Annotated in this window: 11 protein-coding genes and 1 pseudogene; 3 read left to right on the top strand and 9 right to left on the bottom strand. The window is 73.4% G+C overall.

Annotated features, from left to right (window positions below):
* Positions 1 to 192 precede the first annotated feature (192 nt).
* The 3 genes from ACFO4E_RS26510 to ACFO4E_RS26520 all read right to left on the bottom strand — a co-directional run bounded on the left by ACFO4E_RS26510 (position 193) and on the right by ACFO4E_RS26520 (position 4,067).
* On the bottom strand, positions 193 to 1,791 hold the full coding sequence (locus tag ACFO4E_RS26510; RefSeq protein ID WP_378579374.1) for an ABC-F family ATP-binding cassette domain-containing protein: 1,599 nt from the start codon (positions 1,789 to 1,791) through the stop codon (positions 193 to 195).
* 320 nt (positions 1,792 to 2,111) lie between these two features.
* Positions 2,112 to 3,449 carry an AI-2E family transporter gene (locus tag ACFO4E_RS26515; RefSeq protein WP_378579376.1) on the bottom strand — a complete coding sequence of 446 codons (1,338 nt, stop codon included), beginning with the start codon at positions 3,447 to 3,449 and terminating at the stop codon, positions 2,112 to 2,114.
* 210 nt (positions 3,450 to 3,659) lie between these two features.
* Positions 3,660 to 4,067 (bottom strand): YccF domain-containing protein, encoded by a 408-nt coding sequence (locus ACFO4E_RS26520; protein ID WP_378579378.1) that lies wholly within the window; start codon positions 4,065 to 4,067, stop codon positions 3,660 to 3,662.
* A 170-nt stretch (positions 4,068 to 4,237) separates the two neighbouring features.
* Between ACFO4E_RS26520 and ACFO4E_RS26525 the strand changes: the two genes are divergently transcribed.
* Together ACFO4E_RS26525 and ACFO4E_RS26530 are read left to right on the top strand one after the other, a co-directional pair.
* Positions 4,238 to 4,885, top strand: a complete 648-nt coding sequence (locus tag ACFO4E_RS26525; protein WP_378579380.1) for an MBL fold metallo-hydrolase — start codon at positions 4,238 to 4,240, stop codon at positions 4,883 to 4,885.
* A 473-nt stretch (positions 4,886 to 5,358) separates the two neighbouring features.
* Positions 5,359 to 5,658: a WhiB family transcriptional regulator gene (locus ACFO4E_RS26530; RefSeq protein WP_378535121.1), complete on the top strand. Its 300-nt coding sequence runs from the start codon at positions 5,359 to 5,361 to the stop codon at positions 5,656 to 5,658.
* Between the two features lie 169 nt (positions 5,659 to 5,827).
* Here the strand turns inward: ACFO4E_RS26530 and ACFO4E_RS26535 are convergent, their stop codons facing one another.
* Entirely contained in the window at positions 5,828 to 7,132 is a 1,305-nt protein-coding gene (locus tag ACFO4E_RS26535) for a phosphoribosyltransferase family protein (protein ID WP_378579382.1), read from the bottom strand.
* Between the two features lie 179 nt (positions 7,133 to 7,311).
* Entirely contained in the window at positions 7,312 to 7,878 is a 567-nt protein-coding gene (locus ACFO4E_RS26540) for a GNAT family N-acetyltransferase (protein WP_378579384.1), read from the bottom strand.
* Between the two features lie 231 nt (positions 7,879 to 8,109).
* On the opposite strand from ACFO4E_RS26540, the gene ACFO4E_RS26545 reads away from it, so the two are divergent.
* Complete coding sequence (locus tag ACFO4E_RS26545; protein WP_378579386.1) at positions 8,110 to 9,324, top strand: MFS transporter; 1,215 nt, start codon at positions 8,110 to 8,112, stop codon at positions 9,322 to 9,324.
* Between the two features lie 61 nt (positions 9,325 to 9,385).
* Here the strand turns inward: ACFO4E_RS26545 and ACFO4E_RS26550 are convergent, their stop codons facing one another.
* The 4 genes and pseudogenes from ACFO4E_RS26550 to ACFO4E_RS26565 form a co-directional block, all read right to left on the bottom strand.
* On the bottom strand, positions 9,386 to 10,165 hold the full coding sequence (locus ACFO4E_RS26550) for a hypothetical protein (protein ID WP_378579388.1): 780 nt from the start codon (positions 10,163 to 10,165) through the stop codon (positions 9,386 to 9,388).
* Between the two features lie 39 nt (positions 10,166 to 10,204).
* Positions 10,205 to 11,662: a hypothetical protein gene (locus tag ACFO4E_RS26555; protein WP_378579390.1), complete on the bottom strand. Its 1,458-nt coding sequence runs from the start codon at positions 11,660 to 11,662 to the stop codon at positions 10,205 to 10,207.
* 408 nt (positions 11,663 to 12,070) lie between these two features.
* Positions 12,071 to 12,841 (bottom strand): HNH endonuclease family protein, encoded by a 771-nt coding sequence (locus tag ACFO4E_RS26560; protein WP_378579392.1) that lies wholly within the window; start codon positions 12,839 to 12,841, stop codon positions 12,071 to 12,073.
* Positions 12,842 to 12,895: 54 nt separating this feature from the next.
* Positions 12,896 to 13,116 (bottom strand): annotated as a pseudogene (locus ACFO4E_RS26565) (hypothetical protein); the annotation flags it as partial.

A 13,116-nucleotide genomic window follows, 5' to 3' on the forward strand; every position in this document is an offset into this window, starting at 1 on the left:
TGATCAAAGCGACATTGCTGCCCATGATCAGCCATGCGGAGGCGGCTGGCTACCCGTCAGCGACGCACCGCAGTTGCGCGGGCGCGCTGAGCGTATTTCGGACGATACAAAATCCGGCCTGGTCGAGACACCGTGGCAACCGGCGCGGCGCCCGCGCGTCCCCCTCTAGGGGACGTGCCGCCGCCCCGGGGGTCAGGCGAGCGTGATGAGGTCGGCGAACTCGACGTTCCAGATGTCCTCGACACCGTCGGGCAGCAGGATCACGCGCTCGGGCTGGAGCGCCTCGACCGCGCCTTCGTCGTGGGTGACGAGCACGATGGCGCCTTTGTAGTTGCGCAGCGCGCTGAGGATCTCCTCACGGCTGGCGGGATCGAGGTTGTTGGTCGGCTCGTCGAGCAGCAGGACGTTGGCGCTGGAGACCACCAGCGTCGCCAGGGCCAGCCGGGTCTTCTCCCCGCCCGACAGCACCCCCGCGGGCTTGTCGACGTCGTCGCCGGTGAACAGGAACGACCCCAGGGTCCGCCGCGCCTCGACCTCGGGGAGGTCGGGCGCCGCGCTCATCATGTTCTCCAGGACGCTGCGGCCGGTGTCGAGGGTCTCGTGCTCCTGGGCGTAGTAGCCCAGGCGCAGGCCGTGGCCTGCGACGACCTCGCCGGTGTCGGGCTTCTCGACCCCGGAGAGCAGGCGCAGGAGGGTGGTCTTCCCGGCCCCGTTGAGGCCGAGGATGACCACCCGGCTGCCGCGGTCGATCGCGAGGTCGACACCGGAGAAGATCTCCAGCGACCCGTAGGACTTGGACAGCCCGGTGGCCATCAGCGGGGTGCGGCCGCTCGGGGCGGGGTCGGGGAAGCGCAGCTTGGCGACACGGTCGGCGGTGCGCTGTCCCTGCACCGACCCGAGGATGCGCTCGGCGCGGTTGGCCATCTGCTGGGCGGCTTTGGCCTTGGTGGCCTTGGCCCGGAAGCGGTCGGCCTGCTTCTGCAGCGCGCTCGCCTGCTTCTCGGCGTTGGCCTGTTCCCGGCGTCTGCGGCGCTCGTCGGCCTCGCGCTGGACCTGGTAGGCCTTCCAGCCCATGTTGTAGATGTCGATGACGCAGCGGTTGGCGTCGAGGTAGAAGACCTTGTTGACGACCTCCTCGACGAGCTCGACATCGTGGCTGATGACGATCAGGCCGCCCTGGTGCGACTTGAGGAAGTCGCGCAGCCAGACGATGGAGTCGCCGTCGAGGTGGTTGGTGGGCTCGTCGAGCAGCAGCGTGTCGGCGGAGCTGAACAGGATGCGGGCGAGTTCGACGCGGCGCCGCTGGCCGCCCGAAAGCGTGCCCAGCGGCTGGCCGAGGACGCGGTCGGGCAGGCCCAGGCTGCTGGCGATCGACGCGGCCTCGGACTCGGCGGCATAGCCCCCCATGACGTGCAGGTGCTCCTCGGCCCGGGCGTAGGCGCGCACGGCCTTGTCGCGGACCTTGGGGTCGTCGCTGGTCATCTTGTCCTCTGCGGCCCGCATCCGGCGCAGGGTGTCGTCGATGCCGCGCGCCGAGAGGACGCGGTCGCGGGCGATCTCCTCCAGGTTCGCCGCCCGCGGGTCCTGCGGGAGGTACCCGATCGTGCCCGCGCTGGTGGCCGAGCCCGCGGCGGGGATGCCTTCGCCGGCGAGCACCTTGGTCATGGTGGTCTTGCCCGCACCGTTGCGGCCCACCAGCCCGATCCGGTCGCCGGCCGCCACGCGGAAGGACGTGGGCTCCAGCAGCAGGCGGGATCCCACGCGTAGTTCAAGGTCTTGGGCGATCAGCATTGCGGAGCGACTTTCTCGGGAGCGGGGCGGCAGGGGTGCGGCAGCGGCGGCGGGCTGGACCGGCCGCGGCGCGGGCATCGCTCCCGGACGGCGGGCGGAAGCTGGGGTCCGGCGAAGGCGCGGAGGCGATCAGCCCGAAATCACGCGCACCCGATCCAGGGTAGCCCCTGCCCGGTGTACCCGCGCGGAAATATCCGCGGGCGCCGTGCCCGGCCGCGGTTGGCCGGGCACGGCGCCCCGGGGGTGCCGTGTCGGTGGTCCGGCGGCGCCCCCATGGGCGCCGCTCGGGCTGAGCGGGCACCGCCTCCCGCGCGCCGCGCCTACTTCTTGCGCGGCGGGGCCTTCTTCGCCGCGGGCTTCTTGGCGGCGGGCTTCGTCGCGGGCTCCGCGCCCGTATCGGGCGCGGTGCCGTTCTCGGCCGCCGCCGGGGCCGGCGCCGTCGCGGCGGGCTCGGCGGCGGAGGAGGCGGTGGCCGCGGAGGCGCCGACGGCGGCCCGCGCTTCGGGACCGGCGCCGGGCGGCGGACCGGAATCGGCCTCGGAGGCGGCGCCGGGGCCGCGCTCGTGCTTGGCGGAGGGTCGGTCGTGCAGGAGCGCGGCGATGACCGCGACGACCGGCGTCGCCAGGAACATCCCCGGTATGTTGCCCAGGATGCCGCCGAGGGTGATCCCGAGCAGCACCACCGGCGAGGGGAGGTCGAGCGCCGCGCCGTAGACGCGCGGTGCGAAGACGTGGCTCTCCAGCTGCTGGACCACGAGCACCACGGCGACCACCGCCAGGGCGATGATCCACCCCTCGGTGACCAGCGCGACCATGGCTGCCAGCAGGCCGCTCAGGAAGGCGCCGATGACCGGGAGGAAGGCGCCGATGAAGGTCAGCACGATCAGCGGGATGGCGAGGGCGGGGTCGATCAGGAAGACCAGGAAGATGCCGATCCCGACCGCGTCGATGAACCCGACGAGCGCCACGCCGCGCACGTAGCGCCCCATGACCCCGTAGGCGGTCTCGCCCGCCGTGCCCAGGGAGCGGCGGCTGCCGGCGGGGAAGAGCGAGAGCACCCACGCGACCAGCCGGTCACCGGAGTGGACGAAGTAGACCGTCAGCACGATCACCAGGATCAGGCCGAGCAGGATCTCCAGCACGGTGGTGCCGGCCACCCACGCCTGGCTCACCCACTGGGACCAGTCCTCCTGGAGCGCCGACTGGACCTCGCGCTGGGCGGCGGTGATGGTGGTGTCGACCAGCTGGGGGTCCAGGCCGAACGCCTGGAGATAGCCGGGCAGGCCGTCGATCGCCTGCTCGACGCTTTGGACCAGCCCGTCGATGCCCGAGATCGCGGGCTGCACGATGAGCGTGACCACCCCGCTGAGCACGATGAGGGAGCCGATGATGGAGAGGGCCGTGGAGGAGCCCCGGCCCAGCCCCTTGCGGCGCATCCAGTTGGCCGCCGGCATCAGCAGCGCAGTGACGAAGACCGCGAGGATCAGCGGGAGGGTGACCACCCGCACGTACACCAGGGCCCACACCGCAAGGGCGATCACCACCGTGATGAGCAGCAGGCGCCAACTGGCCGTCGCCATGCGGGCGAGCAGGTCGTCCTCCGGTTCCGGAGGGTCCGGTTCGGCCGGTACCGCGGCGGCCTCCGCGGGCCGTTCCACGGCCGCGCGTTCGGACCCCTTCCGCTTCGCGAAAGGCCAGTGCCATCCGTTCGGCCATGTCGGCCAGTTCACCCGCACGTCATCCCCTCGATCGTCCTTTCCGTCATGCGTGCCGCGCGAACGACCGCCCGCGCGACCCGCCCATTTTCACCCACTCGGCCCGTGCCCTGTCCGATATCGGCGACACCGGGCCCGGCGTCGCCGGAGGCGTCAGAACTGCCACGGCTCCCGGGGCCGGTCGCTGTGCACGATCTCGTTGCCGAACGGCGCGAGCGCGATGGGGATCATCTTCAGCGACGCCCAGGCCATGGGGATGCCGATGATGGTGACCGCCAGGCCCGCCGCCGTGACGATGTGGCCGATGGCCAGCCACCAGCCCGCGACGATCAGCCAGATGACGTTGAGGACCGTGCTCCCGCTCCCCGCGTCGGGGTTGCGCGCCATTTCGCGCCCGAAAGGCCAGAGTGCGTAATTGGCGCTCCGGAAGGACGCGATCCCGAAGGGGATGGTGACGATGAGGATGCAGCAGATGATGCCGGCGAGCGCGTATCCGGCGGCCAGCCAGAAACCGGCGACGAACAGCCAGATGACGTTCAGGATGAATCGCAGCAGCGCCACGGCGGACACGTTTCCTTCGCTATCGGTCGTTTCCGGACGGCTCCCGCCCGGGTGCTTCTCCTGCCTAGGACGACGAGTGTAGGAGCAGGGTTCCGCTCCGTGACCCCGGAACATTCCCTTAGGGGACGGCGTCCGCGCCGGTGCGGGCCCGGGACTATAGGATCACGACCGTGCGGATCACCAAACTGGGACATGCGTGCGTGCGCCTGGAACAGGACGGCGCGACCCTGGTCATCGACCCCGGCGGTTTCAGCGAGCCCGACGCCGCGGTCGGGGCCGACGCCGTGGCGGTCACCCACGAGCACGGCGACCACTTCGACCTCGACCGGCTGCGCGCCGCCGCACGGGCCCGGCCCGGGCTGGAGGTCTACACCCACGCCGGGATCGCGGCGCGGCTCGGCGAGCTGCGCGACCTGGGCGCCCGGGTGCACGAGGTCGCCCACGGCGACACTCCGGACATCGCCGGCTTCGACGTCCACGTCTACGGTGAGCGGCACGCCGTCATCCACCCCGACATCGAGGTCATCACCAACGTCGGCTTCCGGATCGCCTCCCCCGGGGGCGGGGTGTTCCACCCGGGCGACGCCCTGACCGTGCCGGAGGACCCGGTGAGCACGCTGCTGGTGCCGGTCCAGGCGCCGTGGTCGAAGGCGTCGGAGGTCATCGACTACGTGCGCGCGGTCGGCCCGGCCGCCGCGATCCCCATTCACGACGCGCTCCTGAGCCCGACCGGGGGCGGTGTCTACGGCGGGCTGATGGGCAACATGCTGCCCGCCGACTACGTCCGGCTGGCCCCGGGAGAGGGCCGCGACGTCTGACGGCCGGCGGCGCCACCTGAGCGGCGTGATCCACTGTGATCCACGTATCAGGGGCATCGGACCCCTAGGCAATACGGGGGTTGGCACATACGATGGACCGCGTCCGGTTGCCCACCGGATCTCGCGCTTCCCGCGGAAAAACGGACGTCCGGGCAGACTCAGGTCACTTGGCGTCAGGTTTCGGTAACGGTTGAGCGAGTAATTTCCCCGCCCCCGTGCACAATCGGGAGCGGGGATGGCATGATTACGTACCGGCTCGCAGGGAGAGCGAATCCGCCTCCCCCAGCCGTTCGCGTGAGCGCCCCCCGCCGGCTTCGGTGGATCTGCGCCGCCGTGGTCTCAACCACACCAGGGAACACCGAAGCATTGCACGGCGTTTTGCTCGTGCGGGGTGGCTCGCGCTGCTTGACCCAGTTTTGTCTGACCCTGTCTTGCAACAGCTTACTAGCGATTTCAGTAGAGGTGGTTCAACCATGTCTCAGGTACGTCGGCAGGCCGCGCTGCGCCCCCGCCCGAGCTGGGGGTGGCAGGATGCCGCCGCGTGCCGGGGCGAGGACCTTGTGCTCTTCTTCGGTCCCGATGGCGAACGCCAGCCGGAGCGGGAGATCCGCGAGCGCAAGGCCAAGGAGATCTGTGGGCAGTGCCCCGTCCGTAACGAATGTCTCGACTACGCGATCTCGCGACCCGAGAAGTACGGCACCTGGGGCGGCCTGAACGAGGACGAGCGCGCGTCCGAGCGCCGCCGTCGAATGCGCCGGGCCAACGCCGCCTGATCCACCCGCTCGGGTTCGGTTCACAGCGGCCGGCGCAGACCGTCAGCACAACAGTTCCTTCCGCGGCCCCGGCCACGTCTTACCCGCGGCGCCCCGACGATTCCCGTCGAGGGCGCCGCGGGTTTTTCCGGCCCATGCGGCGGGGCCGCGCGGCCGCTGCGGTGCGCGCTCACGGGTGGTGTTCGAACCATTCGGCGGCGGCCTCGCCGATCCGGCTCCACTCCTCCGACCCGGACAGCAGGTTCTCCGCACCGGCGACCACCCGCAGCTCGTGCGGCCCGGCCAGCCGGGCCACGGCCCATTCGGCGAGCTCGCGCACGAAGGAGTCGGTTCCGGGCACGAGCACGAGGACGGGCGAGCGCACCTCGGGCAGTGCCTGATCGGCGAGGTCGATGCGCCCGCCGTGGACGGCCACCGCCGCGATGTCCTCGGGGCAGCGCGCCGCCGCCTCCAGCGCGGCGGGGGCCGCGGTCCCCGCCCCGAACATCCCGACCGGGCGCGGCGCGACGTCGGTGGAGCGCCGCAGCCACCGGACGGCCGCCTCCAGCCGCCGGCCGAGCGCCGAAGCGGTGACCCCGCTGTCGCCCTGATCGCTCTCGCGCTCCCCCTCGTCGGCGGTGAGCAGATCGAGCAGGAGCGTGGCCTGCCCCGCCTCGCGCAGCGAGGCCGCGATCGCGCGGTGGCGGGGGTCGGCTCGCGCCCGGCCGAAGGCGAACACGGCGGCCCCGCGCGACGCCTCGGGGACGGTCAGCTCGCCGTCGAGGTAGACGTCATCGGCGCGGATCCGCACCGCGCGCTCGGCCAGAGCGGCGCTCTCGGGCCCGCGCAGGTCGGACAGGACCGTGGTGACGTCGTCGTCGGACAGCTGCCGGAAGTCCTGGTACCACTGCCCCACCGCCTGGAAGTTCGCCGGGACGGTCAGGACCACCGTGTGGTCGGCCTCCGATCGCAGCATCTCCACGGCCGGCCCCGCGCCGACCGGGATGGCCAGGGTGATCCGCGCGGGCCGGTGCCGGGCGACCGTGCGCAGCGCGGCCCGGGCGGTGCCGCCGGTGGCCGCGCCGTCGTCGACCACGATGACGTCGCGGCCGGCGAGGCGCGGTGCCGGCCTCGATCCCCGGTACACCTCCAGCCGCCGGGCGAGTTCGACGCGTTCGGCCTGGACACTGCTCTCGAGCGCCGCGCGCGAGACGTTCAGCCGTGCCAGCGCCTCGTCGTCGAAGCTCACCTGGCCGTCCTCGCCGAGCGCGCCCACCCCGAGCTCCTCGTGCCCCGGCAGCCCGATCTTGCGCACCACCAGGACGTCCATGGGGATGTGCAGATGGCGGGCGAGTTCGGCGGCGACGGGCACGCCGCCGCGCGGGAGCGCGAGCGCGATGGGGTCGGTCACGGCGAGGGGGCGGACGCGCTCGGCGAGCAGGCGCCCGGCTTCGTCGCGGTCGGCGAAGGGCAGCGAAACGGGTAGCGGATTCATGGCTGGTCCGGCGCCGTGTCCGCTCTGCGGCGGGTGCGGCGGCACCGCTCCTCCCCGTGGTGGTCGGCGACGTTCGACGTCGGTCGGCGCAAAGTGCTAGCGGCATACCCGCTTCGCCGTCGGGAACAACCCCGCGAAATCGCAAATCTCGGCCTGGACGGGGCGGCGCCGCGACGGCCTCACAGCATGGCCTTGCGGAACTCGTTCTCCATGACCGCCATGAGCAGAGCGTCGTGCCGGCGGCCGTCCCAGAGCAGGGCGTCGCGCAGCCGGCCCTCCACCGCGAAGCCGCACGCCCGGTAGACCGCGATCGCGCGCATGTTGAAGGCGTAGACGTTCAGCCAGACCCGGTGCAGGCGGACGCGGTCGAACGCGTAGGAGAGGATCAGCCGGGTGGCCTCGCGGCCCAGGCCGTGGCCGGTGAACTCGATGGCCGACAACGCGATCCGGTAGGCGGCGCTCTCGTTGTCGGGGTCGACCTCGTCCAGCGACAGCCCGCCCATGAACCGGCCGCTGGGCAGCTCGATGATGGCGAGGTCGAGCCGGTCGGGCCGGGTGCGGCGGGTCGCGCACCAGTCGCGGACCTCCTCGTAGCTGAACCTGCGGTGCCGCCCGGTGAGCCTGCGGACCTCTTCGTCGCGGGTCGACGCATAGAAGCCGTCGGTGTGCTCGCCGGTCAGCGGGACCAGGCGGACGCGGTCGCCCGTGAGGGTCGGCTTCTCTCGCAGCGCGCTCAAGTCGATCATCGGTTGGGGGGCTCCGATCGTCGTAGGGGATGAGCGGGATCCGGCGGGAGTCGAGGTCGTGAGGGGTCGGGCGGCCGATCCGGCGGGACGGTCCGGATGCCGCGCATCGGACATCCGTACGACCGGAGAAACCATATGTGAAAACCGCTTCGTTCTCGTGCAACCCCTTGCTACACAGACGGAACGGCGTCCGCAACACTGTCGCGGACGAACTCATCACATGGAGGCTCGGTGGCACTGGATCGGAACCGGACGGCCCCGGACGGGGAGGCGAGGCGGGCCCGTCTCGCGGTCGGCCTCCTCTTCTTTCAGAACGGCTTCACCTACAGCAACGTCGTCCCGTGGCTGCCGACCATCAAGGACCAGCTGGACCTGTCCAACGCCGCCCTGGGAACGGCGATCGCGGCGATGCCCCTCGGTGCGATCCTGCTGGGCATGCTCGCCGGGCCGTTCATCGCCCGGTTCGGCAGCGGGCGGGCGGCGGTGACGACGGGGATCCTCGGGGCACTGCTGCTCCCGCTGGTGGCCGTCGCTCCGGAATGGTGGGTGCTCGCGGCGGTGCTGTTCGGCATCGGCACCGCCGACGCGTGGACGGACGCGGCGATGAACGCCCACGGGCTGCGGGTGCAGAGACGCTACGGACGCACCATCATCAACACGTTCCACGCGGTATGGAGCATCGCGGCGGTCTCCGGCGGCCTCGTGGGCTCCCTGATGGCCGGCCTGGGCGTACCGATCGCGGCGCACTTCTCGGGGGCCGCGATCGTCCTGGTCGGGCTCGCGGCCGTGGCCTGGCGCCTCCTCCTGCCGGGCCCGGAGCACGCGGAGCGCGCCGACGGCCACGTCCCGGGTCCCGGGGAGGTGATGCGGCTCCCGTGGCGGGCGATCGGCCTGATGGCCGCGCTGGGCGGGCTGCTGATGATGGCCGGTGGCGCGGAGGACTCCGCGGCGTCGTGGGGGGCGGTGTACACGCGCGACGAACTGGCCGCGCCGCTGTTCCTCGCCGGCCTGCCGTTCGTGGCCTGCCAGGCGCTGATGACGCTGGGGCGGCTCACCGGCGACCGGCTCACCGACCGGTTCGGCGCGGTCGCGGTGGCGCGCTGCGGCACGCTACTGGCGGCGCTCGGGCTGTCGGCCGCTCTGCTGGTGCCCTCGCCGTTGACGGCCATCGCCGGTTTCGGCCTGGTGGGCCTCGGGGTCGCGACGCTGTTCCCGCTGGGGCTCGCGGCGGCCGGCGAGATCCCGGGGGTGCGCAGCGGCGACGGCGTGACCGTCGTGGCCTGGCTGGCGCGGGTGGGCTTCCTCGCCTTCCCCCCGCTGGTCGGTACGCTCGCCGATGCGACCTCGCTGGGCGTGGGGCTGTGGGTGATCCCCGCGTCCGCCGTGATCGCCGCGCTGCTGGCGCCGGCCCTGCGCCCGGCCCCGGCGCGTTCCCAGGCGGTATAGCGGCCGGCCGCCCCGGTCCGCGTGCTCGCGGTCCGGGGCGGCCGGGTCGCGCCCGCGGGTGCTACAGCGCCTGCGGGGCGCGGCGCCGCGTGGCGTAGAGGGTCACGGCGCCGAGGCCCGTGACGACCATCCCGCCGAGCACGAAGCCCGACAGGTCCACGCCCGTGGTGGGCAGCGTCTCCGGAGCGGAGGCGCTGTCGTCGGCCGAGGTGGTCGGCGTGTCGTCGCCGGCCGGGGCCGCCTGGTCATCCCGGTCGCCGCCGGGGTTCTGGTCGTCGCCGCCCTCACCGGGGTCGCCGGGGTCGCCAGGATCGCCGGGGTCACCGGGGTCACCGGGGTCGCCAGGCTCGCCGGGGTCGCCAGGATCGCCCGGGTCACCGGGGTCACCGGGGTCACCCGGGTCACCAGGATCGCCGGGGTCGCCCGGGTCACCGGGGTCACCGGGGTCACCAGGATCGCCGGGGTCGCCGGGGTCGCCCGGGTCACCGGGATCGCCCGGGTCACCGGGGTCACCCGGGTCACCAGGATCGCCCGGGTCACCGGGATCGCCCGGGTCACCAGGATCGCCAGGATCGGGGTCCTGGGGCGGGGGCGTAGGGATGCCGGGGAGATCCAGTGGCAGCGCGTCGGTGACGTCGTCCAACACCGAGGTCACCGGTGCCTGCATCGGCTGCGTCTCGGCGGCCGGGGCCTCGACCGCTGCCGGGGCTCCGGTCACCGGGGCGGGGGCGGATTCCTCCGGCACCACGGCGAGGCCGTCGGCGAACGCCGGGGCGACGTGGAAGCCCGCGCCCATCAGCGCGACAGCGGTCACGGTGACCACTCGCTTCGTACGGGACATCCTGCTCCTCTCTTCTCTTCTAGGGTCTGCAAGGAACGATCATTCGGGGGACAGGGCGTAGAGATCGCCGTCCGCGATGACCACCGCCCGGCCGTCGATGACGCCCCAGGGGCGCGCGACGTCGGCCGGGAGGTTCACGGGGTCGGCATCGGGTCCGACCGCGATGGAGGCGCCGGCGGCCTCGCCGTAGACGAAGCCGGCCGCTGCGCTGGCGGGGGCGAAGCCCTCCAGGACCGTGGCGGAGCCGCCGCCGATGTCGACGACCACCGGCCCGTAGGCGGCCACGGTCCCGTTCGCCAGCCACCTGGCGCCGTCGAGGAGCGCGGGATCGACGGGCGTCTGGGCCACGACCGAGCCGTCGGCGGAATCGTGCACCGCGAGGACCTCCCGGTCGTCGTCGGCGGACCAGCGGACGATCACGTGGTCGGAGCGCGCGGTCAGCACTTCGGCGATGTCGTCGGCGCCCTCGGGTGTCTCGGGCTCGACCTCGGTGGTCTCGCCGTCCAGGCCCACCCACCGCCAGGGGCCGTCCTGCACGGCTGCGAGGACCCGGCCGGGGTCGGCGAGCATGGCGCCGTAGCCGCTGGGGATGGCGACGGGCCGCAGGTCGCCGTCGTCGGGCACCAGTGCGGCACCGTCGCCCAGCACGAGGGGGCTGGCGCCGGCGAACGTCACGCGGGCGCCCGAGGGCAGCTCGAACTCGGCGGGTTCACCGCCGCCCGCCGGCCACTGCCAGAGGGTGCCGTTGCCCGTAACGGCCAGGCCGAGGTCGCCCTGCGCGTCGGCGACGAAGGTGGGCGCGCCCTCGATGTCGCCCGCGGGCAGCGGGAGGTCGGCCGACCAGAGGGTGGAGCCGTCGGGGCCGGCCACGGTGATCCGTTCCTCGGGGTCGATGAACGCCACCGCGCTGCCGTCGGCGGCGACGCCCGGGCGGGTGCCGGGCAGCGTGGCCAGCCGCCAGTCGGCCTGCGTGGTGAACCCGGGGGGAGCCGAGCGGGCCTCCAGGGTGACGGCGGGGTCCTCCCCGCTGTCGACCTGGGTGGCGGGGGTGAGGCCGGGCAGCATCTGCACGGCGGCGACGCCGATGCCCGCGACCGTCGCGATGGCCAGCGCCCCGCCCGCGGTCACCAGGACGACGCGGCGCCCGCGGCGGCCGGCGCCGGGCGCGCGCTTGGCGGCCATCTCGATCTCGGTGCCGCCGGCGGCGCGCACGACGCCGGTGGGGCTGATGATCAGCTGCCAGGCGCCGTTGGCGTCGCGGGCGTTGATCAGCACCGGGGTCCCCAGGTGCGCGGCGTAGCCGGCCGCGTGGTCCAGGGCCGCGTTGCGGGTCTCCTTGGGGCTGTCGCCCGTGACGACCCGTGTGTGGCCCTGGATGGTGACCTCGGCGCTGCGTTCGTCGGGGGACACCACCAGGACGACGGGTGCGCGGTGCGGCGGCGCGCCGTTGTCGCGGCTCATGACGCCTCCCCCGCGCTCGCGGATCTCGGTCGGCACGGAGGGGACGCTGAGGTCATGTGATCGTGAACCCGTTCCGTCGAAGAGGTGCGGCGTCCGGTTGCGCCCTGTGGGGGAGACGGGGGCGCATCGGGGAGCCGGTGCCGCGGTGCGCCCGGAGCGTCAACGGTGGTCACGGAGATGATACTGATCCTCGGTCACGGAGTCCTTCCTCCCTGGTCACGGGTCGCATTCGGGCCCCATCCGACGGTGCCGGCACCGCGGCCCCCCGGAATCCGGACCGCCCCCGTTGACCTGCGCCGATACAGGAAACGGCGGAGCCACCGACGAAACCCGCATCCCGTAGACGCCCGGGCCCGCCGCCCGGGGGGCGTGTTCGGCGAAACTGGCCACATCCGGCCGGGGCCGCGGGCCCGGCGTGTCGCACCGCCGGTACCGCGCCGCCGGTCAGCCGCAGGTGCCCAGTCCCTCGCCGAGCGCGTGGTGGTCCTCCTGGGACACGGCGAGTTCGTAGCGGTGGCTGACGTCCACGTAGGCGATGGCGTACGCGCACCGGAAGCCGTCGTAGGGCTGCCAGTCCGCCGGGCCGGAGTCGCTCTTCTGGCCGTTGGCCGGGCCGTCGGCGGCCAGGAGGTTGCCGGGGTCGTTGGCGAACTCCACCCGCCGGTCGCGGTCCCAGTCGTCGGCGCCCATGCGCCAGGCCAGCGACAGCGGGACCACGTGGTCGATCTGCACGGCCTGCGGGTCGTCGGAGCTGAACTCCAGGCGCTCGCCGGTGTAGGGGTCGTCGAGGACGCCCTCGCGCACCGTGCAGTCGGCGTCGGCGCGTACCTCGTCCAGGTCGCGGGCGAGGATGTCGTGGCGGGTCGAGCAGCCGTTGTCGTCGGTGTCGACCCATGAGTGGCCGAACTCCGAGCGCTCGTAGTCGCCGCGCGGCCGGGGCTCGGCGACCTCCAGCCCGTCGAGGAGGTCGCGCGCCTCGGCGGCGGTGAGGTCCGAGGGGCCGTCGGGTCCGCCGGATCCCCCGGAATCGGGGGCCGAGGAGGAGGGCGGCTGGTCGCCGCCGGTGATGCCCCGGAGGACGTCGAGGACGTTTCCGCCGGTCAGTGCCGAGATGACGACGGCGAGCACCAGCAGTGCCAGGACGGAGGCCAGTGTCGCGCCGGTCCGGCGGCCGCGGCCGCGTCGCTCGTCGGAGGGTCGGGATGAGCGTGCCATGGCCTCACCTGGCCGGTGCAGGTCGGGGGTACGGGGGGTGCGCACCGGTTTCTCCTACGAGGATGCCGGATGCGGGTGCTCCCCGTTGCCGGTGGCGGGGGTGCCGATGCTCTCATCGGGGCCGGGAGCGGCCGCGGCACCGGCGGGGGCGGCGTCATCGGGCGCGTCCCGCGGGACGGCCGGCGCCGCGGCGGCCGCACCGGTCCCGTCCGTCGCGTCCGCCCCGCCCGCCTCTGGTGGCGCGGACGTCGCGGGCGGCGCGGGCGCCGCGCCCG

Source organism: Nocardiopsis mangrovi (assembly GCF_042653925.1).
GTDB classification, from domain to species: Bacteria; Actinomycetota; Actinomycetes; order Streptosporangiales; family Streptosporangiaceae; genus Nocardiopsis_B; species Nocardiopsis_B mangrovi.